This is a genomic window from Microlunatus speluncae (genome assembly GCF_009299835.1).
Lineage (GTDB): Bacteria > Actinomycetota > Actinomycetes > Propionibacteriales > Propionibacteriaceae > Microlunatus > Microlunatus speluncae.
In genome coordinates this window covers 123,809-148,863 of sequence record NZ_VKCZ01000014.1, presented here as the reverse complement: position 1 = coordinate 148,863, position 25,055 = coordinate 123,809, and the positions used below count along the sequence as shown (strand labels likewise).

Sequence of the window (25,055 nt, the reverse complement as noted above, 5' to 3'; positions counted from 1 at the left end):
ACCGCAATTGATGGCCGACCGGTAGGAGTGTGAGGACTTGGGGGAAGGGCAGATGACGACGACCGCCGCGACCGACCCGGCGGCTGCGACCGCGCCCGAACCGGAGGCGGCCGGCGCGCCCGAATCGGCGAACCCGGACTCGGCGACGCCGTCCACCGTGACCGAATCGACCGCCCCTGAGGCGGCTGAGCCGACGGAATCGGCGTCGGCGACCTTCACAGCGCCCGATCCGGCGACCGTGCTCGGGGCCCGGGTCCACGACGGCGGCGTGACTTTCGCCCTGTGGGCCCCGCGGGCCAGCCGGGTCGAGCTGGTGCTGGTCGGCGACGACCGGTCGCAGTCGAACCGGGATCTGGCGCGGGCCGAGGACGGGGTCTGGAGCGGCGAGGTGCCGGGCGTCGGCGCCGGCCAGCGGTACGGCTACCGGGTGCACGGCGAGTGGGCGCCGGAGCTGGGAGCCCGGTTCAATCCGGCCCGACTGCTGCTCGATCCGTATGCCCGCGCGATCACCGGCGGGGTCGACTACAGCGGCCCGATCCTCGACCATTCGGGTGGCTCGACCGATGTCCCGGACCGGACCGACTCGTTCCTGGCGGTGCCACTGAGCGTCGTCGTCGGCGACACACCGAGCCCGGAGCCGCTGGCCGAGCCGGTGCCGGCGGAGCGGACCGTGATCTATGAGTTGCATGTCGCCGGCTACACCCGGCTGCATCCGCTGGTGCCCGAGCACCTGCGCGGCACCTTCGCCGGCCTGGGCTATCCCGCGGTCACCGATCACCTGCGCTCGCTCGGGGTGACGTCGGTGGAACTGCTGCCGGCGCACCATTTCGTCTCCGAGCCGTTCCTGGTCGGACGTGGGCTGACCAACTATTGGGGTTACAACACCCTGGGCTTCTTCGCGCCGCACGCCGCCTACGGCTCGGTCGGCACCCTCGGCGAGCAGGTGACCGAGTTCAAGGAGATGGTGACGGCGCTGCACCGGGCCGGGATCGAGGTGATCCTGGACGTGGTCTACAACCACACCGGCGAGGGCGGCCACACCGGGCCGACGCTGTCCTTCCGCGGCATTGATCATCGCGGCTACTACCGACTGACCGATGATCAACGCAACGACTACGACGTCACCGGCTGCGGCAACTCGGTCGACACGTCCAACCCCGGCGTGCTCAGGATGGTGCTCGATTCCTTGCGCTACTGGGTTTCCGAGATGGGCGTGGACGGGTTCCGCTTCGACCTGGCCACCACCCTGTTGCGTGATCAGCGACACCACGTCGACCATGATCATCCGCTGCTCAAGGCTATCGCCGAGGATCCGGTGCTGGTCGGGACCAAGATCATCGCCGAGCCGTGGGACGTCGGCCCGTACGGCTATCAGGTCGGTGCCTTCGGCGTCGGCTGGAGTGAGTGGAACGACCGCTTCCGCAACACGGTCCGGGACTTCTGGCGCGGGCACACCCATGGCGTACGCGAGCTCGCGACCAGGCTGGCCGGATCGCAGGATCTGTTCGACCAGGACGGCCGGGAGGCGACGGCCGGCGTCAACTTCATCACCGCCCACGACGGGTTCACGCTGCGTGACCTGGTCAGCTACGACGGCAAGCACAACGAGGCCAACGGCGAGCACAACGCCGACGGCGCCGACGACAACCGGTCCTGGAACTGTGGCCACGAGGGCGAGACCGACGATCCCGGCGTGACCGGGTTGCGGCACCGGCAGGCCCGCAACCTGATGGCCACCCTGTTGCTGGCCTCCGGGACGCCGATGATCACCGCCGGTGATGAGCTGGGCCGGACCCAGCAGGGCAACAACAACGCCTACTGCCAGGACTCCCCCTTGTCCTGGGTGCACTGGGACACCGAGGCCGATTGGCGCGACCTCGGCGACCTGACCCGCGAGCTGCTCGCGCTCCGGGCCGACTCGCCGATCTTCGGCCGGCCGGGGTTCCGGCATTCGGAGCCGATCCTGGACGCCCGCTCCCGACCGACCGGCCGGAAGAATCTGGCCTGGTTCGGCGGCGGCGCGCAGGAGCTGACCGACGCCGAATGGGACGACGGCGCCCGGCGCACCCTCGGCATGTATCTCGCCGACGACACGCCGGATCGTGATCATGACGAGGCGTATCTGATCTGGTTCCACTCCGGTGCCGATCAGGTGGAGGTCGAGCTCCCCGGCGATCCATGGGCGAAGGGTTACACCGTGCTGGCCCACACCGGCGTCGAAGGCGAGCTGCCGGAGGAGCTGATCGACTCCGGTCATCGGCTGACCCTGCCCGGCCGGATCGTCGTGCTGCTGCGGGTCGACTGACGACGGATGTTGATCATGACCCCGGAGCGCCGGAACCGGATGGTGGGATTGATGTCGCGACTGATCCCGCACCCCGATCCACCGTGGCCGGCGGTGCTGCGGCTGCTCCGCGCGGAGCCGCTGCGGCCGCTCGCCCGGCTGATGTACGGCGCGCCACCGGACCGGGTCGTGGTCGCCGACCGGATCCTGCTCGATCGGCCGAACCAGCCGATCCGGCTCCGGATCTACCGGCCCCGCGACCTCGAGCCGGGCCGGCCGTTGATGATCAACTTCCACGGCGGTGGCTTCGTCCTGGGCAACCTGACCCAGACCGACTGGCTCTGCGGCCAACTGGCCGACCGGGCCCGGCTGACCGTGGTCTCCTGCAGCTACCGGCTGGCACCGGAGCATCCGGCGCCGGCGGCGGTCGACGACACCTGGACCGCGGCCCGTTACGTCACCGAACGAGCGGCCGAGTTCGAGGCCGATCCGGAGCGGATCGGCGTGATGGGCAACAGCGCCGGCGGCACCCTCGCCGCGCTGCTGGCGCTCCGGGCCCGGGACGAACCGCTCGCCGTGCCGCTGTGGCGGCAGGTGCTGCTCTATCCGGCGACCGACCTCACCCTGTCCTCCGCCTCGATCGCTGAATTGCCCGACGCCCCGCTGGCCACCCGCCGGGTGCTCGACTGGTACGGCCGGCAGTATCTGCCACGCGGCCGGCCGGACAGCCTGGAGGGAACCGATCCGCGGATCAGCCCGATGCACGCCGCTGATCATGCCGGCCTGCCGCCGGCCCTGTTGATCGCCGCGGGCCAGGATCCGCTGCGCGACGACGCCGTCCGCTACGGCGCCGTGCTCACCGCGGCCGGGGTGCCGAATCGAGTGATCGTCTATCCCGACGCCGTGCACGGCTTCCTGTCGATGCGCAGGATGGCCGAGGCAACCCTCGCCCTGACCGAGATCGTCGCCGAACTGTCGCAGTGACGCCCCGTCGACGGGCGCTTGTTCCGTTCCCTGAGCCTGTCGAAGCACGTCCTGAGCCTGTCGAAGGGGGCAAGCCTGACCGCGCCGCTAGCATCTGATCATGACCGAGTGGGCCAGGCCGCTGCAGGGGTTGACCGCGTTGATCATCGGCGGCGGGGGCGCCGGCATCGGACGCCGGATCTCCCAGGACTTCGCCGCCGCCGGGGCCGCGGTGGCGGTCGCCGATCTTGATCCCGACCGGGCCGGCGAAGCGGCGGCCGAGCTGGTCGCGGCCGGATCGGAGGCGATCGCGCTGGTCGGCGACGTCCGGGCCGAAGACGGAGCCGACCGGTTCGTCGCTGACACGGTGGCCCACTTCGGCCGGCTCGATGTCCTGGTCACCGTGGTCGGCGGTCAGCTCGCCTTCGTCCCGGCGGGTCGGCTGCACGAGCTGACCGACGCCGACTGGGAGTTGATCTTCGACGTCAACCTGGGCTACGTCCGGCGAGCGGTGCGGGCCGCGGTCACCGTGTTCCTGGAGCAGGGCGGCGGCACGATCGTCAGTGTCGGGTCGATCACCGGGATCATGTCGGCCCCGGAGCAGGGCGGTTACGGCGCGGCCAAGGCCGGCCTGTCCAGCCTGGCCCGGACCGTCGCCGCCGAATACGCCGGTGACGGGATCCGGATGAACGTGATCGCCTGCGGCGCGATCTCCACCGCCGTTGCCGCCGCCGCCCAGGACGACGCCGGACTGCGGCAGATCCCGTTGGGCCGCTACGGCCGGCCGAGCGACGCGAGCGCGGCCGCCGTCTTCCTCGCCTCTCCCCTGGCTTCCTACATCACCGGCCAGAGCCTGCTCGTCGACGGCGGCGTCTCGATCCGGGCGCCCTTTCCCGACTGACCGGTCGGCCCCGGCACCGAACAACGGTTTCGTAGTGAGGCGCAGTTCTACGCCAATGACTGCTTGATCGATCGCCCGGACGACGCACACTCGATTCAAGAATGCTGTTTCGAGATTCCGGGGGGAATCATGGACGCAATCAGCATCATCATGATCATCTTTTTCGGCTTCTGCGTCAGTCTCGGCATTTGCGGCCATCTGGCCTGCTCTTGGCTGACTCGGCCCGCCACTGTTCGCATCACCGGTCGCATTCCCGACATGGAGGAATGGCTGCCACAGGCCATGCACCGCTCGGCGATCGCCCACTATTCTTCGGCCCGGTGGGGATCCCAGTGTTTGATCATGCAGGATCGGGGCGGCCGGCCGACGAAATACCTGGCCGTACTACTCGGAAATCAGGGCGAATATCGAGTCGAAGTGGAACTCCCGCCCTATACCGCCGGCACCTACTTCACCGCGGAATTCCCATTAGTGGCCACGGTGACGTTGATCACCTATCTTTACAGCGGATCCTGGCCGCGCCGGCTGTTCTTCGGAAAGTGGCCCGACAAGATCGCGATCATCGCCCGTGCGCGGGTGATCCGGCAGCTCAGGAAGCACGCCCGCCGAGCGGCGCGCGAACTCAGCTATCCGTGATGATCATGCGTCAGCGGACGGAAGGATCCCAGGTCCACTCCGGCTGCCGCGGATGATCCGGCAGAGCGATCCGGCCGGTGCACCAGAGCAGCTGCGCGACTGGATCGACGTGATCGGGCCGGCTCGGGAAGAGCCGCTCGACCGCGAATCCGGCTAACTCCGCCGGCGGTCGCCAGTCACGGCCCAACGCGGCCGAGATGTCAAAGGCATGCACGAGACCGTCGACGGTGGCCATCGCCACCCATCCGGACAGGTCGGCGGCGCCGTGCGGATGCCAGGCCCGGAGCTCCGGATCGGCGGTGGCGACGGCGATACGCAGCAGGCCGGCACAGGCATCGACGGCCCGCAACACCTGCTCCGGCTCGGCGGCGGGATCGGTCCGGACCTCGGCCGGCACCCAGTCGTGCCGCGGCCGGGCGACGACCTGGGCGGCCTGGGCGAAGAACGAGTCGGCGATGTGCGCCGCCGTCTCGCGGCAGGTCCAGTCCAGGTCACGGGCCGGGGTCGACCAGTCCGCACCGGTCAGCGGGGTCAGCGCCGACCGGAGCTGTGTCGCGACCTCGGAGATGATCATGGCCCCACTCGCCGCGTCCGACACTGTCCGGGCCGGCTCAGACGCCGGCACGGCCGTCGATCCTCTCCCGGATCAGATCGGCGTGCCCGCAGTGGCGTGCGTACTCGGCGATCAGGTGGGTGTAGATCCAGCGGAGGCTCACCTCGCCGCCGAGAAACGGGCTGGTGTGGTCCAGCGCCAGGGCCGCGGCGTTGCGGTCGCCGTGCTCGACCTCGCCACGCCAGATCGCCAGTGCGTCGGCCAGGGTCGTCTCCGGCGACAGGTCGAAGCCGCCGTCCGGCCCGTCCGGGTCGGCCTCGGGATCGAAGATCGGCGGCGCGTCCTCGCCGGCCAGCACCCGCCGCAACCAGTTCCGCTCGACCTCGGCCAGGTGCTGCACCAGCCCGAGCAGGGTGAGCGGTGAGGGCGCCGCCGAAGCCGTCCGGGCCTGCTCCTCGGTCAGCCCGTCGCACTTCAGCGCGATCGTGGCCCGATAGAAGTCCAGCCAGGCGGTCAGCGTGGTCCGCTCATCCGCGGTCGGCGGCGGACGCAGTCGTTCGGTGATCATCACCGCATCCTGGCAGCCCGGACCGACAGCCCGGGTCAGAAGGTGAGTTGCCGCGGCGGTAGCCCGGACTGGATCTCCTCCATCGCGGAATAGAGATGGTGCCAGCCGTCGCGTACGGCGAACAGGCCGTGACCCGGATACAACCCGTCGGGCTTCAGGGCCGCGAGCCGGCGGATCGTCCGGGTCGACTCGCGCACGGAACAGTCCCACAGGTCCTGCAGCAGGATCCGTCCCTGGGCGAAGGCGGCGTCACCGCTGAACAGATCGGTGCCGCCGGGCCGGTGCAGTAGAAAGGCGAGATGCCCGCTGCTGTGCCCCGGCGTCGACAACACCTCCAGTTCCAGCTCGCCGACGGCCAGTCTTTCGCCGTCGGTCAGCTCCCCGTCGACGGCGCAGGATCGAAACCGGTAGTCGTCGGGATAGCCGCCCGGCCCCTGCATCACATCGAAGCTCGCCTTCTCGGCGTCACCCTCGCGCAGGTAGCCCGCGACCTCGGCCGATGCGTAGACGGTCGCGCCGAGCACCCGGCCGAGCTCCGCCGCTCCGCCGGAGTGATCGGCATGCGCGTGAGTGATCACGATCCGACTGACCAGGGCCCCGGCACCCGCCCGCTCGATCTCGGCCAGGATCGGCTCGGTCTCGATCCCGGCGCCGCTGTCGATCAGCACGGCGTCGCCGCCGCTCATGATCAGATAGACGTGACAGTCGCGGGGATGGGTGATCGAGAAGCCGGCGCCGCCACTGCCGACGAGCCAGACGTGATCGGTGAGTCGCACGTCGCGAAGACTAGCCGCCACCGCCGACGACCGTCGCCTTCGATTCGGCGCCGGCGAGCCTGCGTAGGCCACCGACCACCAGCGACGGATGCTTGCGCCCGTTCAGCCAGCGGCCGATCGGGGTCGCCCGGACCAGCAGGTCGTAGCTGATCAACAGCACCGCGGCGCAGACCGCCCAGGTGACCAGCAGCTTGATCAGGATCGGCCAGTTCAGGTCGCGCAGCCCCCATTCGATCAGCAGCAGGATCGGCAGGTGCAGCAGATACATCCAGTACGACGCATCGGCCAGATAGCGCACCGCCGGCACCTCCCGCCGCATCAACCGGGTGCACAGGCCGACCAGGCCGAAGGTCCAGGTCCAGCCGGCCAGCGCGATCACCGCGATCGTCAGCGGACCGGGCAGGATGTCCGGCGCGAACCAGCCGAGCACGGTCAGGCCCGCCGCGATGATCAACTGGAACGGCCAGCCGCGACCGAGCCGGGCCAGCGCGTCGCCCCGGCTGTGCAGGAACCAGCCGGTGAGGAACGCGCCGAGATAGGCGGTCGAGGCGCCGGGGACCGGCATCAGGGTGACCGGCTCCTGGATCCCGGTCAGCCGGTCCGGGCCCTGCAGCAGCAGCCCGGCCGCGTACGGCAGCGCCGCGATCAGGACGCCGGCCGGCGTGGCCAGCAGCGAGCCGATCCGGCCGGCGATCCGGCCGCTGCGCTCGGCGCCGAGGACCCGGACCAGGATGGCTCGGACCGCGACGGTGATCAACACACACTGCAGCAGCACGACCAGGAACCACAGCTGGCCCGGCGGGATCCAGTTCAGCGGGTTCGCGGTGTCGGTCGGTGCCGCGGTCTGCGGCGATTCGCTGAACGTCCCCGCGGCCACCGCGATCAGCCCCAGCGAGCCGACCGCGAGCGGCCAGAAGACGATCACCGGCAGCCCGATCCGCAGCGCCCGGTCCTTCAGGTATCGGCCCGGCCCACGCCGCTGCAGCACCATTCGGCCGAAGTAGCCGGCCAGCATCATGAACAACGCCATCCGGAACAGGTGGATCACATACATGCCGGCCGCCGCCGCCTCGGTCGTGTACCGGTCGGCGACCAGCCAGCCGCCGCCGGGCAGGAACGGCGCCAGGCCGTGCAGCACGATGCCGAGCAGCAACGCGCCGCCGCGCAGCGCGTCGAGCCCGTGCAGCCGCGGAGCGGACGGGGTGGTCTGGTTCGTGACGGCCGGAGCCGCAGCAGTCGTCATGCCACCGAGGTTACGGATCCGCGGTCCACGCCCGCATCGTCCATTCGTCTGACTCGACCCCGACTTTCGTCGGTCCGGCCGGCCGCTGTCGCAGAACCTCTTGGTATGGGGACCTAGCCTGCGATTTAACGTTGTAACGGCTCGCACGAAGAGGAATCGCGACATTCTCAGCGAAGCCACCTCTCCCTGCGGCCGGCGGCTCGCCCCTCGAACCGGACCACACTCGCGCCGCACGGACAACACCGCAGCCTGTGGATTGTGGGCTGCGGCGATGCCGGAACGTCGATGCTCGTCAGATGGCTCGGGACGAGATCGAACAGGCGTTGCATCGGGGTGGCGGGGTGATCAGGATCCGCGATCACCCGTCGTTGGCGCGGGCCGTCCAGCGACTCGCCGCCCAGGGACGGCTCCGGGCCTTGCTACCCGGGGTCTACTGCGACGGCGAGCAGAGCGAGTTGGCCGAGATCCGGATCCGGGCCGCTGCCTTGTGGGCGCCCGAAGCGGTGCTGACCGGGCCGGCGGCAGCCCGCTTGACCCTCTGGCCGGAGATCGCGGTGCCGGTGGTCACGCTGTCCCGCCGGATCCGACGGGCCGCACCACCCGGCTACCGGATCACTCAGGAACAACTGCCGCTCGATCTGATTCAGCAGCATCGGGGAGCCTGGGTCACGGTGCCGGCACTCACCGCGCTGGATCTGGTGCCGTGGATCGGCGGCCAGGGCATCGACGACGTGCTCCGGACCCGGACCGCGACCCTGGACTCGCTGTGGGAGGCGATCGCCCACACGCCGCGCCGGGCCGGCAACGCGTTGCGTCGTGCTGCTCTGCTCGACTCACGGCACACGCCCTGGTCCGAAGCCGAGCGACTGCTGCACGGGATCCTGCGCCGGGCCGATATTCGCGGCTGGTCGGGCAACGTGGCGATCGACTGCGCCGGCCGGTGCTACCCGGTCGATGTCGCCTTCCGGCGCCGCCGGGTGATCCTCGAGGTCGAGGCTCCTGGTGCCGTGAGCTACGTCTTCGACCCCGACAGAGCGATGCCCTCGACGATCTGGCGCTGCGCGATGATGAAGATGATCAGCAGCGGCGCCGCGGCGATCGTAACGGCCGCCATCAGGGCGCCCCAGTCGGAGCTGTAGGCGCCCTTGAACTGGTTGACCAGCAGCGGCACCGTGTAGTTGCTCTCGGTGTTGAGGAAGATCAGCGGATAGAAGAACGAGTTCCACTGGCCGAGGAAGATGAAGATCCCGAGCGCGACCATCGGGGTCCGCAGCAGCGGCAGGATGATCGTCGCGAAGATCCGGATCCGACCGGCCCCGTCGATCGCCGCCGCCTCCTCCAGCTCCAGCGGGATGCCGCGGACATACTGCCGGAGCAGGAAGACGCCGAACGCGTTGAACAGTGCCGCCGGCAGGATCAGCGCCCACAAGGTGTCGACCAGCCGCAGCGAGCCCATGATCACGTAGAGCGGGATGATCGTCAGCTGCTGCGGCACCATCATGGTGGCCAGGAAGACCAGGAACAGGGCCTCCCGGCCGGGGAAGCGCAGCCGGGCGAACGCGTAGGCGGCCATCGAGCAGGTGAGCAGGGAGACGACGGTGACACTGACCGAGACCAGCACGCTGTTGCCGAAGCCCTGCAGGAAGTTCGCGCCCTCGACCGCGGCGGTGTAGTTCTCCGAGGTCCAGTTGACCGGGAGCAGCAGCGGCGGCACCTGGAAGATCTCGTCCAGCGGCTTGAACGAGGACAACAGCATCCAGACGAACGGCATCGCCATCAACAGGCCGAACAGGATCAGCAACGCGTGCAGGATGATCATGGTCCAGCGGAACGGCCGCCGGTTGGCGCCGGGTTTGCTCGCTTCGACCGCCGAGACGGCCCTGATACTGAGATCGGTGGCAGTCATTCTGCGTAGTACACCCATCTGCGCTGGGCCAGCAACTGCAGGCCGGTCAAGATCAACAGGGAGATGAACAGACACACCGCGATCGCGGAGGCCTTGCCGTACGCGAACTGCCGGAACCCGATCTGGACGATCTCGTAGACGATCGTCCGGGATCCCGACGGGGCCGTCGTGTCGAGCATGACGTAGACGATGTCGAAGATCTGGAACGAGGCGATGATCGAGGTGATGGACAGAAACAGGATCGTCGGCGACAGGATCGGCAGTGTCACCTTGCGCAGCTTCTGCCAGGCATTCGCACCGTCGATGTCGGCCGCCTCGATCAGCGCCCGCGGCACGTTGGCCAGGCCGGCCATGAACATCACGACCTGATAGCCGATCCCCTGCCAGATCCCGACCAGGGCGAAGGACATGATCACGGTCTTCGGGTCCTGCAACCAGTCCGGCCCGGTGATCCCGACCGCGGCCAGCGCGTTGTTGATCGGCGAGATCTCCGGGTTGAACAGCCAGAGCCAGATCGCGGCGATCGCCACCCAGGAAGTCACCTGCGGCGCGAAGAACAGCACCCGGTAGACGCTGGTCATCCGACCCGCCTGTTGCAGGAAGAACGCGGCGATGAACCCGGACAGCAGCAGGCCCGGCACCTGCATCACCGTCAGCCAGATCGTGTTCCGGGCCGAGACGGCGATCTGAGGGTCACTGAAGATGTAGGCGTAGTTGCCGAACCCGGCGAAGGTCCGCTCACCGAAGCCGGTCCAGTTGGTGAAGGACAGGAACAGGGCGAAGATCAGCGGGCCGACCATGAAGACGATCAACCCGATCAACTGCGGGCCGAGGAAGCCCAACGCCCACAGGGATTCCCGGCGCCGCGAACGACGTTGCGCCGGTCGCTGCGGGACCGGAGCGGTCCGGGCGCCGGGCTTCGTCGACCGTTCGATCTCCTCCGCCAGATCGGTCATAGCGTCGCCGTCCCGTTCATGTAACCGGCGGCCTTCTGGGCGAAGGTCCGGAAGTCGGTCTTGTTCCGCATCAACGAGTCGAGATTGGTGCTCAGGTTCACCGAACGCTCCGGGTACGTGACCAGGACCTGCGGCGTGGTGAAACCGCGGGCCGCGATCTCGCTGAACCAGTGGCCGTGCTCCGGCACCCCGCCCTCGGTGACGATCTCGTCCAGCCCGGGGATCGCCGGCACCGCGTTGCCGCCGCCGGACAGCCGGAACCGTTGCCCCTCGGCGTTGCAGAACCGCGCGGCGAACTGGTTGGCCTCGACCGGGTTGTTGGTCTTGCTGTTCACGCACATCGCCGCGCAGTAGACCGCGGTGGTGGAGATCTCCGACCCGGATTCCGACGGCAGCGGGGCGATGTCGTAGGTGAAGCCCTCCAGCTTGCGCAGGTTGGGCAGGATCCACCGCCCGTACTGGATCGTGGCCAGCTGGCCGCCGTAGAACAGCGCGTCCACGCCCTGGCCGCGAGGCAGGGTGCCGCCGTAGCTGACATTGCCCTCGGCCAGCTGGTCCCACAGCCATTCCAGCACCGCGATGGCCTTGGGATCCTCGTGGAAGATCGCCTCGCCGCGTTCGTCGAGCGTCGCCCCGCCGAAGGTGGAGATCCAGCCGAGCAGGTCGAACCAGTTGGCCTCGAAGACCATCCCCCGTTTGCCGGTCGTCTTGATCTTGGTCAGCAGCTCGGTCAGCGCGTTCTGGTCCCAGCGTCCGGCTTCCTGCAGTTGCGCCGGATTCTCGGTCACGCCGGCCTCGGTCAGCAGACTCTGGTTGAACCAGAACACCTTCGGATTGCAGTCCACCGGCACCCCGTACAGCCCGCCGCCGTCCGGACCGCGACACCACTGCATCAACCCGGGATAGAACTTGTCCAGCTCGATCTCCGACCCCGACTGGTCGGCGAACCGCTCGAAGTCGGCCAGCAGGTTGGCCTTGATCAACTGGCCCATCACGATCTCGTTGACGTAGAACGCGTCCGGTGCCGTGTCGCCGACGATCCTGGTCAGCAGCTTCTGCGTGTAGTCGCCGACCACGACTTGGAACAACGGCTCGATCCCGTACCGCCCGTTGTAGTCGGCACTGAACTGCCGGAACCGCTCCGCCTCACCGGGATTGGCCCAGCTGGACCAGGTCAGCGACTTCGAGCCGGCCGGGGTCGGACCGCCCGACGGTGCCGCGCAGCCAGCCAGCAGTCCACCGCCGAGCGCCCCGACTCCCCCGGCCACGCCGAGGGACAGCGCCTCACGCCGCGACATCCGCCGCTGCATCCGCAACCCGTGATCACCATGTCCCGGCATCTCATCCTCCTCGGTGAGGCCCCGTGCCGCTGATTGGACTGTACGCCTGCCTCGCCTACGGTGGAAGCCTTGATTTCCTCGGTGCTCGTTGTTATGTGACCTCTTATTGATCATCTCTTCTCTTTGGAGGTAGGGAATCCCGCGGGGACTGTTGGGGGTCTGTGCGCGGGCAACCATCCGCCCGCGGGCCAGTGTGGGTGCCGCTGCCGCAGTCTGAGCATCCGCGTGCTCCCGCCAGGCCCGTCCACGCCCGCGCACAGACCCCCAACAGTCCCCGCTCCCTTTACGACGGACACCCCTTTTTTCCGCCTCAGCCGAGCGCCAGTCGCCTCACCTCCACTGCCAAACCGAGCGCGAACCTGATCATGAAGGAGTAGTGGGATTGATCACCAAGGCGGGCGGTGTCGAGGTGGAGCCTCGGGTGCTCGTTCCCTGAGCTTGTCGAAGGGCAACCGGATGGACCTGGTCTGCTCTTCAACAGCATCAGGGAACAAACACCGTCGTGACTACTCCAGCGCTCGGTTTGGCAGTCGGCGTGAGGCGACTGGCGCTCGGCTGAGGCGGTAAAAATACGTGCGGACCAAAGGGAGCGCTGGGGTCTGGGGGATAGGTGCGCGGGCGCGGACGGGCCTGGCGGGAGCCCGCGACCGCAGATTCGCGGCAGCGGCACCCACACTTGCTCGCGGGCGGATGGTTGCCCGCGCACCTATCCCCCAGACCCCAGCGCGGGATGCACCCTACGAGACCAGATCCCCCGGATACCGAACCAGACTCAGCTCAGCGCTGGACGCGAGTTGATCATGATGAGGCACCACCCGAACGGTGTACCCCAATCCCCCAGCCCGCCCGACCTCGATCACTCCCGAGTAGCGCCGAAGTCCGGAATCGGCATCAACTCCGGTATCCAGAGAAACAACGTGCGTGTGACGTAATTCGTCGTCCCCATCGAGCTCACCCGTGACGAGTTCAACGCGTACGTCCTCAGGGTCCAGGTCACCGAGCCGGACGAGCGCGCTGACCTCGATCTTGTCGCCCACCTGGACGGCATCGCCGGAACGAGAGGCGACATGATCAACGATCACTCCGCGCCAACCGGACCGGAGGCGGCGCTTCCAGGCGGCCAGGGCCTCGGCGCTCTGATCGTCGAGGGCGTGGGAGGAGGCGGCGGCCGGGGTGTAGAGGTCGGTGACGTAGTCGCGGACCATCCGGGCGGCCAGGACCTTGGGTCCGAGACCGGCGATGGCGTCGCGGATCAGCCGGACCCAGCGGTGCGGAATGCCGTCGGCGTCGGCGTCGTAGAAGCGCGGCACGATCTCGTTCTCGATCACGTCGTAGAGGGCGGCGGCTTCCAGGTCGTCCCGGTGATCTTGATCGACTGCGCCTTCGGCCGACGGGATCTCCCAGCCGTAGGCGGGGTCGTACCACTCGTCCCACCAGCCGTCGCGGATGGACAGGTTCGAGGCGCCGTTGAGGGCCGCCTTCATGCCCGACGTGCCGCAGGCCTCGTACGGCCGGAGCGGATTGTTCAGCCACACGTCGCAGCCCGGATACAGGGGCTTGGCCATCGCGATGTCGTAGTCGGGCAGGAAGACGATCCGGCGCCGGACCTGCTCCTCGTCGGCGAACCGGACCAGCTGCTGGATCAGCCGCTTGCCGCCCTCGTCGGCCGGATGCGCCTTGCCGGCCACGACAAGCTGGATCGGCCGGGTCGGGTGGGTGAGCAGCCGGGTCAGCCGCTCCGGGTCGCGCAACATCAGGGTCAGCCGCTTGTACGACGGCACCCGGCGGGCGAAGCCGAAGGTGATCACGTCCTCGTCCAGCACCGAGGCGGTCCACTCGGCCGGCTGGCCGCGGTGCGCGGCACTTGCGGCCAGACGTTCCCGGCAACTGGTGATCAACTGTCCGCGCATCCGCCGCTTCAACGACCACAACGCGCCCGCGTCGATCTCGGCCAGCCCGGCCCAGCGATATCCGTCCGGGTCGCCGCCGTCGGCACCGGAGTCGGTGGTCGCCTCCAGCAATTCCAACAGTTCCGGATGCATCCAGCTGGCGTGGTGGACGCCGTTGGTGATCGAGCCGATCGGCACCTCGGCCTCGTCGAAATCCGGCCACAGCCCGCGGAACATCTGCCGCGAGACCCGGCCGTGCAGCCGGGACACCCCGTTGGCCCGCTGGGCCAGCCGCAGCCCCATCACAGCCATGTTGAAGGTGTCCGGGTCGCCACCGTCGAAGTCCTCGGTGCCGAGCTCGAGGATCCGCTCCGGTTCGAGATCACCGAAGTCGGCGAACTGGTCCTTGATCAACTGCCGCGGGAACCGGTCGATCCCGGCCGGCACCGGAGTGTGGGTGGTGAACACGGTGCCGGCCCGGGTCCGCTCCAACGCCGCGTCGAAGCCGAGCCCGTCGGCCAGATACTCGCGGATCCGTTCCAGGCCGAGGAATCCGGCGTGGCCCTCGTTGGTGTGGAAGACGTCCGGCGCCGGCCGGCCGGTGATCGCGCAGTACGCCCGGATGGCCCGCACCCCGCCGATCCCGAGCAGCACCTCCTGGGCCAGTCGATGATCGGCGCCGCCGCCGTACAACCGGTCGGTGATCTGTCGCTCCGGCCCGGTGTTGGCTTCGAGTTCGGAATCGAGCAGCAGCAATGGCACCCGGCCGACCCGGGCCAGCCAGACCTGGGCCACCAGTCGATGATCACCCAGCGGCACCTCGATCCGGACCGGACCGTCGCCGGTCCCGTCACCGAGATCGCCGTGCAGCAGGGTCAGCGGCAGCGCGTTCGGATCGAGCAGCGGATACTGCTCCTGCTGCCAACCGGTCCCGTCCAGCGCCTGCCGGAAGTAGCCCTGCCGATAGAGCAGGCCGACCCCGATGATCGGCGCGCCGAGGTCGCTGGCGGTCTTCAGATGATCACCGGCGAGGATGCCGAGGCCGCCGGAGTACTGCGGCAGCACCTCGGTGATCCCGAACTCCGGGGAGAAGTAGCCGATCGCCGCCGGCGCAGCCGGGACCTCGGCGGCATAGCGCTGATACCAGCGATCACCGGTCAGATATTCGTCGAGATCTTCCTGGATCAGCGCGAGGTTGGTGAGAAATCTCCGGTCCGCCGCGAGCCGGGTCAGCCGCTCCGGCGGGACGGCAGCCAGCAACCGTACCGGATCACCGCCGGTCCGCCGCCACAGCTCCGGATCGATCGTCGAGAACAGTCGTCGGGTGTCGGCATGCCAACTCCAGCGCAGGTTCAGCGCCAGTTCACTGAGCGGTGCCAGCTCGTCCGGCAACACGGGGCGGACGGTGAATCGTTGGATCGCGCGCGCGGCTCACGGTAACCGAGCACGGCCGGCAGCGGGCGGCGCGGGACACCCTCGATGTGCACTAGGTTGGCTGCGTGACACGCAACCCTCGTTCGGTGATCAAAAAGGACACCCGCAAGCGCCGGTCGGCCCAGTCGGAAACTCCGGCCACGGCCGCCAGTCCGGCGTCACCGGCAACGCCGGGGACGCCGATCGGCCGGATCCCGATCACCGACGTGTCACCAGTGATCGAGGGTGGGGCCTACCCGGCCAAGGCCGTGGTCGGCGAGGAATTCCCGATCCGGGCCACCGTGTTCCGCGAGGGCCACGACGCGGTGAACGCCACCGTCGTGCTGACCGCGCCGGACGGGACCGAGCGACGCGTTCCGATGGCCGAAAGCACCCCGGCCGGTTTCAGTTGGCGCGAGGCCACCGTCGCCCTGGATCAGGAGGGTTGGTGGACGTACCGGATCGAGGGATGGAGCGATCCGTGGGGCACCTGGGCGCACGCGGCGGAGATCAAGATTCCGGCCGGCATCGACATCAATCTGGTCTGCGCCGAGGGCCGCAACCTGTACGCCGAGGCGGCGCAGCGGGCCGAGGCCGTCGGTGACGAGACCTCGGCCCTGGTGCTGCGGCACGGCGCCGTCTCCCTGTCCGCCGGACTGCAGGCCGAGGATCGGCTGACCGTCGCGCTGGCCGCCGACGCGCGGGCCGCGATCGGCCGCTACGGGCCGCGCGAGTTGATCACCAGCACGCCCTCGTACCCGATCTTCTGCGAGCGGCAGCGCGCGCTGTTCTCCGCCTGGTACGAGTTCTTCCCCCGCTCTCAGGGGGCCACCTTCGACGAGAAGTCCGAACGCTGGACCTCTGGCACCTTCGACTCCTCGCACGAACGGCTCGAGGCCGCCGCCGCGATGGGCTTCGACGTCGTCTATCTGCCACCGATCCATCCGATCGGCACCGGCTACCGCAAGGGCCGGAACAACTCGCTGACGCCCGAGCCCAGCGATCCCGGCTCGCCCTGGGCGATCGGCGCGGCCGAGGGCGGTCACGACGCGATCCACCCCGAGCTGGGTGACTTCGCCGCCTTCGACCGGTTCGTTGCCAAGGCCACGTCGCTGGGGCTGGAGGTCGCCCTCGACCTGGCGCTGCAGTGCTCGCCCGATCATCCGTGGGTCACCGAGCACCCGGACTGGTTCTCCGTCCGCAGCGACGGCAGCATCGCCTACGCCGAGAACCCGCCGAAGAAGTATCAGGACATCTATCCGCTGAACTTCGACCGTGATCCGTCCGGGATCGCTGCCGAATGTCTGCGCGTCGTCCGGTTGTGGATGTCGCACGGCGTCCGGATCTTCCGGGTCGACAACCCGCACACCAAGCCGGTCAGCTTCTGGGCCTGGCTGATGGCGGAGGTCCGGCACACGGACCCGGACGTGATCTTCCTCGCCGAGGCCTTCACCAAGCCACCGATGATGCATCTGCTCGGCAAGGTCGGCTTCCAGCAGTCCTACACCTACTTCACCTGGCGCAACGAGAAGGCGGAGATCGAGGAGTACCTGACCGAGCTCAGCCAGGAGACGGCCGGCTTCTTCCGGCCGAACTTCTTCGCCAACACCCCGGACATCCTGCCGGCCTTCCTGCAGCACGGCGGCAAGCCGGCCTTCACGATCCGGGCCGTCCTGGCCGCGACCCTGTCGCCGTCCTGGGGCGTGTATTCCGGCTATGAACTCTTCGAGAACGCCGCGTTGCGTCCCGGCAGCGAGGAGTATCTCGACTCGGAGAAGTACGAGTTCCGGCCCCGCGACTGGGCCGGGGCGGAGGAGAAGGGCGAGCACCTCGGTCTGCTCCTCGGCCGGCTGAACCAACTGCGCCGGGAGCACCCGGCGTTGCAACAACTCCGCAACATTCACTTCCACCACGCCGCGCATTCCGAGGTGATCGCCTTCTCCAAGCGGTCCGGCGACGACGTGGTGATCGTGGTCTGCAGCCTCGACCCGCACAACGTCGTCGAGTCCGAGATCCGGCTCGACCCCACGGCTCTCGGGCTGCGGCCGGACGCCGTGTATCAGGTGCACGACGAGCTGACCGGGCAGACCTGGCGCTGGGGCCAGCGGGCGTTCGTCCGGCTGACCCACGACGATCCGGCCCACATCCTGTCCGTCGTCAAACGATCATGACGGGGTCCGAGGTCCCGGCCGCCGGATCCGATGGAGCCGGGTCCGACGGATCGTTGCTGCCGTTCCTGGAGTCATCGCGCTGGTTCGCCGGCAAGGGCCGGTCGGCGACGCTGCGTTCGCTGACCCCGCTGCCCTGGTTGCGGCCGCCCGGCGAGTGGCCGGCGGTGCGGATCGAGATCGTCGAGGTCGGCTATCCCGACACGCACGCCGAGTACTACCAGCTGCCGCTGGCGTACCGGCCGGCGGCGGAGTCACCGGACCGGTCGGAGCTGCGCCGGATCGAGGTCGATGATCACGGGACGCTGGCCGGCTTCGACGCGACCGACGATCCCGACGCCAGCTCGGTGATCTTGGTCTCCTTGCTCACCGGTGCCCCGGTGGCGGCCGATGATCATGAGCTGGAGTTCGTACCGGAGCCGGCCGTCACCGGGCTGCCGGCCGACCTGCCGCCGAGTCGGCTCACCGGCGAGCAGAGCAATACTTCGATCCGGTACGGCGACCGCGCCCTGCTCAAGCTGTTCCGCCGACTCGAGCTCGGCGACAACCTCGACATCACCGTGCACCGGGCCTTGAACGAGGCGGACGCGACGGACGCGGCGCGGCTGTACGGCAAGATCACCGCGACCTGGCCGCTCCGCGGCACCGCTCTGCGTGCCGATCTCGGGATGCTGACCGAACTGTTCTCCGACGCCGAGGACGGCTGGCGGCTCGCGGTCGAGGCGGCGGAGTCGACCACCGACTTCACAGACGGCGCCCGCCGGCTCGGTGCGGCGCTGGCCGGGGTGCATCAGGTGCTGCGCTCGGCCTTCCCGACCGGCACCCGGTCCGGCGAGGAGATCGCGGCGGGGATGACCGATCGGCTGCAGCGGACTGTCGAGTTCGCACCGCAGCTCCATGATCACGCCGACGCGATCCGGGCTCGGTTCGACCGGTTGTCCGGGCTGACCCTGGACACCCAGCGGGTGCACGGCGACTTCCATCTGGGCCAGACGCTGCGCACCTCGGCCGGCTGGAAGATCATCGACTTCGAGGGTGAGCCGGCCAAGACGATGGCCGAACGGCTGCTGCCGGACAGCCGGTGGCGCGACGTCGCCGGGATGCTCCGGTCCTTCGACTACGCCGTCGCCGATTCTCCCGAGGCGGCCGATGACGACTGGGCCGGTGCGGCGCAGGCCGCGTTCATCGAGGGCTATGCCGCGGCCGACCCACCAACCGAGGTGGACCGGATGATCATCGACGCCTACGTGGCGGACAAGGCCATCTACGAGCTCGGCTACGAGGTTCGCAACCGGCCGGACTGGGTACGCATCCCGCTCGACGCGATCATCCGGCTGGCGTCGGACAAGCAACGGACGAACGAAGATCAGGAAGTGGCGGGGAAGGATGATCATGACTGACACGGTGACCGGCGGGCTGACCGGAGTCGATCTGGGCGGGTTCCACGGCGGACACGACACCGAATGCTGGCGCCGGCTCGGGGCGGTCGAGATGTCGATCGACGGCGGCGACAGCGGCACCCGCTTCTCGGTCTGGGCGCCGAATGCCCAGCAGGTCCGGCTGGTCGGCGACTTCAACGGTTGGAACGGCGAGGACACCCCGCTGCACCGGGTGCCCGACTCCGGCGTCTGGGCCACCTTCGTGCCCGGCGTCGGCTCCGGCGCGCTCTACAAGTTCGAGATCCTCACCCCCGACGGCAGCTGGCTGCTCAAGGCGGACCCGATGGCCCGCTTCTGCGAGGCGGCGCCGCACACCGCCTCGATCGTCTACACCAGTGGTTATGCCTGGAATGACGATGCCTGGTTGAAGAAGCGCGAGCAGTACCAGCCGCACGCCGAGCCGATGAGCGTCTACGAGGTGCACCTCGGGTCCTGGCGGCGTGGGCTCAGTTATCTCCAGCTGGCGAAGGAACTGGTCGAATACGTCACCTGGCAGGGCTACACCCACGTCGAGTTCCTACCGGTGGCCGAGCACCCGTACGAAGGGTCCTGGGGCTATCACGTCACCGGCTACTTCGCGCCGGTGTCGCGACTCGGGTCACCGGACGAGTTCCGCTACCTCGTTGATCAACTTCATCAGGCCGGGATCGGCGTCATCGTCGACTGGGTGCCCGGTCACTTCGCCACCGATCCGTATGCGCTGCAGCGCTTCGACGGCACCGCCCTCTACGAGCACGAGGACCCGCGGCTGGGCTGGCATCCGGACTGGGGTTCCTACATCTTCAATTTCGGCCGCAACGAGGTGAAGAGCTTCCTGATCTCCAACGCCTGGTATTGGCTGGAGGAGTATCACATCGACGCGCTGCGGATCGACGCCGTCGCCTCGATGCTCTATCTGGACTACTCCCGCGGGCCCGGCGAGTGGGTGCCGAACGTCAACGGGGGCAACGAGAACCTGGAAGCGATCGAGCTGCTGCGCGAGGTCAACGCGCACGCCTACCGGCGCAAACCCGGCGTCTTCCTGGTCGCCGAGGAGTCGACCTCCTGGCCCGGCGTCACGGCCCGGATCGATCATGGTGGGCTCGGCTTCGGCTTCAAGTGGAACATGGGCTGGATGAACGATTCGCTGAGCTACTTCGGCCGCGATCCGATCCACCGGCAACATCATCATCACGATCTGACCTTCGCGCTGTCGTACGCGTACTCGGAGAACTTCATCCTGCCGATCAGTCATGACGAAGTGGTGCACGGCAAGGGATCGATGTTCGAGCGGGCGACCGGCGACGAGTGGCGGAAGTTCGCCACCCTGCGGGCGTTCTACGCGTTCATGTGGTCACATCCGGGCAAGAACCTGCTGTTCATGGGCACCGAGTTCGGCCAGCGCCGGGAATTCTCGGAGCAGCGCAGCGTCGACTGGGATCTGACCCAGCAGTGGGGTCACCGCGGCGTCCAGTTGTTGATCAAGGAACTGAACCGGCTCTACAAGGCCCACCCGGCGCTGTGGAAGCTGGACAACGATCCCGCCGGCTTCCGTTGGATCAACGCCGACGACAGCTACGGCAACGTCTTCTCCTTCGTCCGGCTGGACGGCGCGGGACAGATGCTGGCGAGCGTGATCAACTTCTCCGCCGATCCGCGGACCGACTACCGGATCGGGCTGCCGGCGGAAGGCATCTGGACCGAGATCCTGAACACCGATTCGAGCATCTACGACGGCACCGGCACCGTCGGCAACCTCGGTCAGGTGATCGCCACCGACGTCGGCCTGAACGGCATGCCGGCCTCGGCGACGATCTCCCTGCCGGCGCTCGGCGCGGTCTGGTTCCGGCACGATCCGCACGTCGTCGACGAGCAGCCCGACCAGGACAAGGCCGACGCGGCCGCCCGCGAGATCGCCCGCCTGGCCTCCGAATAGCCCGGCGGAACGTTCACTGAGCCTGTCGAAGGGCAGGTTGGATCAAGCCGCGGTACCGGTCAGACCAGAGCGGCCAGCACCAGGGCGATGATCGGCAGCGCGGCCTGCGCCAGGGCGGCGCGCAGCATCCGGCGGTCGGAGCCGTACAGTACGGCTGCGGCGCCGGCCATGCAGGCGCAGCTGAACAGAGCGATCGCATAGCCCCGCTCGCCGCCCAAGATCAACCCGCCGAGCGCCCCCATGGCCAGAAACAGGTTGTAGAAACCCTGATTGAAGGCCCACGGCCGTGCCGCGGCCGCCTCGGTCTCGTCCTTGATCAGAAACCGTTGATAGATGCTCGGCCGTCGAAACAGCACGCTCTCCATCACGAACACCCCGACATGAAACAGTCCGGCCAACACCACGAACACCTGTGCGATCACACTCATCCCCGAACCGTATCGCCGCCCAGCCGAAGTGCCCCGGATTCCCTTGTTCCACTGCGAATGTCGGTGGTGAATGTCGGTGTGTGATGTATCAGGACTTCGGTGACACTCAGCCGGTCTTGGGACGCGGGCCGCTCACCCGAAGCGCAAATGCGGACGATGGTCCACCGATCCACACGACCCGCCCGCCAGGCTCGGATCTGCGGCCAAACTCCGATGTCGGTGAAGCCGGAAATTTGGTCAGCGAAGGGCCGCGCGCCAGCTGGAAGCGTATGTGCTGAGGAAATCGGCGACAGATCGCCAGTAGTCGCCGTGTCCGCTAAGAAACATCGTGGCCCAGGGCTCCTCGCCGCGAGCGTGGGCATCGCGGAGGCTTTCGAAGCTAGCCCGGGCCCGGCGGGCCATGGCGTCTGGCAGCTGCTCGCGGAGTGTGTCGTCGGCGCCGTAGCCGGCGGCGAAGGCACCGAGCCGGTCCGGCGCGCCGTCGAGTTCGTCGGGGTTGAGTCCTGCGAAGGACTGGGTGGCGTAGGCGAGGTCCCACAGCCGGGTGCTGGGGCCTGCCGCGTCCCAGTCGATGAAGACCCACCGCTCGCCGACGATGAGATTCCACGGGGCAAGATCGTTGTGACAGATCAAGTCGGCGCCGTCGCTAGGAAGGAGCACGTCCCAAGCGGCGTCGTCAAGGGCCCGGTATGACGCACTGGCGTCGTGGATGGAGCGGACTAGGCCGCCGACACGCTGGAGTTCGTCTGAACCGAACCGAGGCAAGGTCTGGGCGAGGGCTCCATCGACGTACTCAAGAATCTGGCGGGCCTTGTCGTCACGACCAAGCGGCCGGGGAAGATCGATTCCGACGGCCAGAAGGTGGCCCGCGTAGTCATTCACGGCCGGAGTGCTGGCCAGCCATGGTTTCCGCACGGTCGATCCGACCCGTACCACTTCGGCAGAGGCGTTTCCGCCCTCAAGAGGCTGTTCGTCGACGTCGGCCACGCCGCGACGCTATCGGCATTGACGCCGAGCTCGGTAGCGATCTTCAGTCCAAAGCACCACGTCTTCATAGCCCGTGACGTCCCGAAGTGTCACCACCATTGAGGCCTGAACTGTCACCGATGTCTTGATGCGGAACGGTCACCGATGTCCTGCGACATGACAGCGAATGTCGGTGATCACGACTAGAATAGAACACATGTTCGACAGAGCGTTGGAGGGGTGCACCGCGGGGCTGGATGCCCGCGGGATCCTTGATGCCGCCGCCGAGGCGCAGCGGGCCCAGGTCCTGGCGGAGAACAAGTTGTTGGTGCTCGCGGCGGCGTGGGCTGATGCGTATCCGGCGGAGTCGATCCATCATGATCAGCTCGACTTGCCTGGTGCTGCGCGTGGGGTCCGGCCGGGTGGAGATGGTACGCCGGAGGTGAACGATCTGGCGATGGCGGAGTTCAGCGTGAAGATCGGCAAGAGCCTCGGCTCCGGGCTGTACTTCGTCGGCGACGCCCTCGACCTCCGCCACCGGTTCCCACTGCTGTGGGGAAAGGTGGTTCGGGGTGAGCTGCGGGGCTGGCAGGGAGCCAAGATCGCCCGCCTCACCCGTCCTCTTCTCTTCGATCAGGCCCTGTTGGTCGATGAAGAGATCGCCCGGTTCGCCGGGGTCGTGCCTTGGACCAAGCTGGAGAACCGCACGCTGGCGGCGATCCTGGCCGTTGACCCGGACGCCTACGAGGCGTTGATCGGGCGGCGGAGGAAGGAACGCGGCGTCTGGCTGGGTCGAGTTGACGAGGACGGGATGCGCAGCATCCACGGCCGAATCGAAGCCGTGAAAACGAACCGTCTGTATGCCGCGGTCGACGAGTTGGCCGGCTACCTTCCCGAAGAGGCCGGCACCGCCGACGAACGCCGCGCCGAAGCCCTCGCCCTGTTGGGTGATGATCTCCAAGCCGCTGAGCTGCGGGCACGGCATCGCCAGCCCGACCTGTTCGATGAAGACCTCGCCGCCGCCGTCGAAGAGATCATGGCCGAGACCGGCGGCCCGGTCGAGGAATCCGACGTCCACCCGGCGCTGCGTGACCTGCCGCCCGCGGTCGACGTGGAGTCGGCGATCTTCCAGGCTGCGGTACAACGCATGTTGGAACGGATCGACCTCACGAAATTGTTGCCGACCGCCTATCTGGTGGTGCATATTGCGGCGGAATCGTTGGAGAAGCGCCACGGGATCTGCCGGGTGCCTGGCCTCAAACCCACCACCATGAGCATCGTCCAAAGCTGGCTCGGTCATACCCGGGTGAAGGTCCGGCCGGTGATCGATCTGAACGACATCCCGCCGCCGGTCGACAGTTACGAGATCCCTGACCGGCACCGCCGCTACCTCCGCCTCCGACAGCCCGGGAGCAGTTTTCCCTGGTCCACCGCCACGAGCGGGTTCGATCTGGATCATGTCCAGCCGTTCCTGGCCCGGCACCGCGGCGGCCTGCCCGGTCAAACGAGGATCGACAACCTCGCCCCCGACACCCGGCCGGAACACCGCTGTCTCACCCACGGTGGCTGGCAACGCCGACAACCCGACCCCGGTGTGCTGCTCTACCGGTCACCCCACGGCGACGTGTACCTGACCAACCACTCCGGCACCCACGACCTGGGCAACCGCGCCTTCGCCCACGCCATCTGGACCCTCGCCGACCCCGACCGGACCGACCGGACCGAGCGCCGCGACCAGTAGTCAGCGCGCCGCTTCGTCGACCGATCTTGCGTTGGTGGTGTGGCGGCTCGGGTGTTCGTACCCTGAGCTGTCGGCAGATCGTGCTCCCGCACTCTGGGCGGTTCGATCGCCGGCCTCCTGATCAAAGGGCGGCTCACCGGGCGTCATCACCGAAGTCCTCACCGTCGGCCACAATGGGGCGGTGGCCGGGTTCGAGATAGCAGTGGAGACGACAGCCGACGACTCGGCGACCCTCCGGTGGAACGGGGCGCTGCCGCCTGCCTCGCTGGAACAGGCCGTCAGCGCCGCGGCCGACGACGCGCTGATCGGTCGCGGCCTGCGCCGACTCGAAGTGACCAGGCCGGCCGATGATCACGCCGCCCGCCGCGCCCTGCTCCGGGCCGGATTCCGGCAGGAAGGGATCCGACGGCAGGCCGTGGCCCGGCCGGACGGTGATCACGACGACATGATCATCTACGGCCGGTTGGCGGCGGACCAGGTGCGCGGACCCGACGGCTTCTCCGGAGTGATGAACTCCGCGCTGCCACGGAAGCGGCTGATCGCCCACGTGGTGTTCCGCGACCGGGCCGGCCGGGTGCTGCTCTGCCAGACGACGTTCAAGACCGACTGGGAGCTGCCCGGCGGCATCGTGGAGCCGTTCGAATCGCCGAGGGACGGCGCGATCCGGGAGGTCCGCGAGGAGCTCGGCGTCGACCGAACCGTCGGCCGGCTGCTGGCGGTGGACTGGCTGCCGCCCTACCTGGGCTGGGACGACGCCTGTGAGTTGATCTTCGACGGCGGCACCATCGAGGAGTCCGAGCTGGAGGGGTACGTCTTGGAGGAACGCGAGATCGTACGCGTCCGGCTGTGCACCCTGGACGAGGCGGCGGAGCTGCTCACCGAGGGCGCGCATCGCCGGCTCACCGCAGCCTGCACGGTCGGCCCGGGCGAGACCGCGTACACCGAACACGGCCGACGCGTCTGACCGGAC

General features: G+C 68.3%; 19 protein-coding genes. 9 read left to right on the top strand and 10 right to left on the bottom strand.

Features of this window, described 5'->3' with window-relative positions:
* Positions 1-52: 52 nt before the first annotated feature.
* The 4 genes from glgX (at position 53) to FNH24_RS17480 (ending at position 4,784) form a co-directional block, all read left to right on the top strand.
* Positions 53-2,305, top strand: coding sequence for a glycogen debranching protein GlgX (gene glgX / locus FNH24_RS17495; protein ID WP_217428288.1), 2,253 nt, complete (start codon positions 53-55; stop codon positions 2,303-2,305).
* A 51-nt stretch (positions 2,306-2,356) separates the two neighbouring features.
* Complete coding sequence (locus FNH24_RS17490) at positions 2,357-3,268, top strand: alpha/beta hydrolase (protein ID WP_161606174.1); 912 nt, start codon at positions 2,357-2,359, stop codon at positions 3,266-3,268.
* A gap of 100 nt (positions 3,269-3,368) precedes the next feature.
* Entirely contained in the window at positions 3,369-4,148 is a 780-nt protein-coding gene (locus FNH24_RS17485) for an SDR family NAD(P)-dependent oxidoreductase (RefSeq protein WP_152363503.1), read from the top strand.
* A 129-nt stretch (positions 4,149-4,277) separates the two neighbouring features.
* Entirely contained in the window at positions 4,278-4,784 is a 507-nt protein-coding gene (locus FNH24_RS17480) for a hypothetical protein (RefSeq protein WP_152363502.1), read from the top strand.
* Between the two features lie 10 nt (positions 4,785-4,794).
* On the opposite strand, the gene FNH24_RS17475 is transcribed toward FNH24_RS17480, so the two are convergent.
* From FNH24_RS17475 to glgP, 8 genes are all read right to left on the bottom strand, one after another.
* The gene (locus tag FNH24_RS17475; protein WP_152363501.1) at positions 4,795-5,409 is read right to left on the bottom strand and encodes a maleylpyruvate isomerase N-terminal domain-containing protein; all 615 of its coding nucleotides are present in this window, start codon (positions 5,407-5,409) and stop codon (positions 4,795-4,797) included.
* A complete protein-coding gene (locus FNH24_RS17470; protein WP_152363500.1) occupies positions 5,396-5,905 on the bottom strand; it encodes a DinB family protein in 510 nt (169 codons plus the stop codon). The genes FNH24_RS17475 and FNH24_RS17470 overlap by 14 nt, the downstream gene beginning before the upstream one ends.
* A gap of 35 nt (positions 5,906-5,940) precedes the next feature.
* Positions 5,941-6,681, bottom strand: coding sequence for an MBL fold metallo-hydrolase (locus FNH24_RS17465; RefSeq protein ID WP_152363499.1), 741 nt, complete (start codon positions 6,679-6,681; stop codon positions 5,941-5,943).
* A 10-nt stretch (positions 6,682-6,691) separates the two neighbouring features.
* Positions 6,692-7,924: an acyltransferase family protein gene (locus FNH24_RS17460; RefSeq protein ID WP_152363498.1), complete on the bottom strand. Its 1,233-nt coding sequence runs from the start codon at positions 7,922-7,924 to the stop codon at positions 6,692-6,694.
* A 1,012-nt stretch (positions 7,925-8,936) separates the two neighbouring features.
* The gene (locus tag FNH24_RS17455; protein WP_152363497.1) at positions 8,937-9,830 is read right to left on the bottom strand and encodes a carbohydrate ABC transporter permease; all 894 of its coding nucleotides are present in this window, start codon (positions 9,828-9,830) and stop codon (positions 8,937-8,939) included.
* Complete coding sequence (locus FNH24_RS17450) at positions 9,827-10,786, bottom strand: carbohydrate ABC transporter permease (RefSeq protein WP_152363496.1); 960 nt, start codon at positions 10,784-10,786, stop codon at positions 9,827-9,829. Before FNH24_RS17450 ends, FNH24_RS17455 begins: the two co-directional genes overlap by 4 nt.
* A complete protein-coding gene (locus FNH24_RS17445; protein WP_161606173.1) occupies positions 10,783-12,126 on the bottom strand; it encodes an ABC transporter substrate-binding protein in 1,344 nt (447 codons plus the stop codon). The genes FNH24_RS17450 and FNH24_RS17445 overlap by 4 nt, the downstream gene beginning before the upstream one ends.
* A gap of 737 nt (positions 12,127-12,863) precedes the next feature.
* Positions 12,864-15,410 carry an alpha-glucan family phosphorylase gene (gene glgP / locus FNH24_RS17440; protein WP_246186948.1) on the bottom strand — a complete coding sequence of 849 codons (2,547 nt, stop codon included), beginning with the start codon at positions 15,408-15,410 and terminating at the stop codon, positions 12,864-12,866.
* Between the two features lie 104 nt (positions 15,411-15,514).
* Here glgP and FNH24_RS17435 point away from each other — a divergent pair, with 104 nt between their 5' ends.
* Genes FNH24_RS17435 through glgB form a run of 3 tightly spaced genes read left to right on the top strand, consistent with a single transcriptional unit; the run spans position 15,515 to position 20,950 of the window.
* A complete protein-coding gene (locus FNH24_RS17435) occupies positions 15,515-17,599 on the top strand; it encodes an alpha-1,4-glucan--maltose-1-phosphate maltosyltransferase (RefSeq protein WP_425486901.1) in 2,085 nt (694 codons plus the stop codon).
* Positions 17,596-18,996, top strand: coding sequence for a maltokinase N-terminal cap-like domain-containing protein (locus FNH24_RS17430; RefSeq protein WP_152363493.1), 1,401 nt, complete (start codon positions 17,596-17,598; stop codon positions 18,994-18,996). Before FNH24_RS17435 ends, FNH24_RS17430 begins: the two co-directional genes overlap by 4 nt.
* Positions 18,989-20,950: a 1,4-alpha-glucan branching protein GlgB gene (gene glgB / locus FNH24_RS17425; protein ID WP_152363492.1), complete on the top strand. Its 1,962-nt coding sequence runs from the start codon at positions 18,989-18,991 to the stop codon at positions 20,948-20,950. Before FNH24_RS17430 ends, glgB begins: the two co-directional genes overlap by 8 nt.
* 59 nt (positions 20,951-21,009) lie before the next feature.
* Here glgB and FNH24_RS17420 read toward each other — a convergent pair whose 3' ends face one another.
* The gene (locus tag FNH24_RS17420; RefSeq protein ID WP_152363491.1) at positions 21,010-21,378 is read right to left on the bottom strand and encodes a DUF1304 domain-containing protein; all 369 of its coding nucleotides are present in this window, start codon (positions 21,376-21,378) and stop codon (positions 21,010-21,012) included.
* Positions 21,379-21,615: 237 nt separating this feature from the next.
* Complete coding sequence (locus FNH24_RS17415) at positions 21,616-22,365, bottom strand: phosphotransferase (protein ID WP_217428287.1); 750 nt, start codon at positions 22,363-22,365, stop codon at positions 21,616-21,618.
* 196 nt (positions 22,366-22,561) lie between these two features.
* Between FNH24_RS17415 and FNH24_RS17410 the strand changes: the two genes are divergently transcribed.
* Both FNH24_RS17410 and FNH24_RS17405 read left to right on the top strand, forming a co-directional pair.
* On the top strand, positions 22,562-24,085 hold the full coding sequence (locus FNH24_RS17410; protein ID WP_161606172.1) for an HNH endonuclease signature motif containing protein: 1,524 nt from the start codon (positions 22,562-22,564) through the stop codon (positions 24,083-24,085).
* Between the two features lie 181 nt (positions 24,086-24,266).
* Positions 24,267-25,049, top strand: a complete 783-nt coding sequence (locus tag FNH24_RS17405) for an NUDIX hydrolase (protein WP_152363489.1) — start codon at positions 24,267-24,269, stop codon at positions 25,047-25,049.
* Positions 25,050-25,055 lie beyond the last annotated feature (6 nt).

Coding starts and splice junctions, on each gene's coding strand:
- glgX (WP_217428288.1), top strand. CDS start 53: ATGACGACGACCGCCGCGACCGACCCGGCGGCTGCGACCGCGCCCGAA.
- FNH24_RS17490 (WP_161606174.1), top strand. CDS start 2,357: ATGTCGCGACTGATCCCGCACCCCGATCCACCGTGGCCGGCGGTGCTG.
- FNH24_RS17485 (WP_152363503.1), top strand. CDS start 3,369: ATGACCGAGTGGGCCAGGCCGCTGCAGGGGTTGACCGCGTTGATCATC.
- FNH24_RS17480 (WP_152363502.1), top strand. CDS start 4,278: ATGGACGCAATCAGCATCATCATGATCATCTTTTTCGGCTTCTGCGTC.
- FNH24_RS17470 (WP_152363500.1), bottom strand. CDS start 5,905: ATGATCACCGAACGACTGCGTCCGCCGCCGACCGCGGATGAGCGGACC.
- FNH24_RS17460 (WP_152363498.1), bottom strand. CDS start 7,924: ATGACGACTGCTGCGGCTCCGGCCGTCACGAACCAGACCACCCCGTCC.
- FNH24_RS17455 (WP_152363497.1), bottom strand. CDS start 9,830: ATGACTGCCACCGATCTCAGTATCAGGGCCGTCTCGGCGGTCGAAGCG.
- FNH24_RS17450 (WP_152363496.1), bottom strand. CDS start 10,786: ATGACCGATCTGGCGGAGGAGATCGAACGGTCGACGAAGCCCGGCGCC.
- FNH24_RS17445 (WP_161606173.1), bottom strand. CDS start 12,126: ATGCCGGGACATGGTGATCACGGGTTGCGGATGCAGCGGCGGATGTCG.
- FNH24_RS17430 (WP_152363493.1), top strand. CDS start 17,596: ATGACGGGGTCCGAGGTCCCGGCCGCCGGATCCGATGGAGCCGGGTCC.
- glgB (WP_152363492.1), top strand. CDS start 18,989: ATGACTGACACGGTGACCGGCGGGCTGACCGGAGTCGATCTGGGCGGG.
- FNH24_RS17420 (WP_152363491.1), bottom strand. CDS start 21,378: ATGAGTGTGATCGCACAGGTGTTCGTGGTGTTGGCCGGACTGTTTCAT.
- FNH24_RS17410 (WP_161606172.1), top strand. CDS start 22,562: ATGTTCGACAGAGCGTTGGAGGGGTGCACCGCGGGGCTGGATGCCCGC.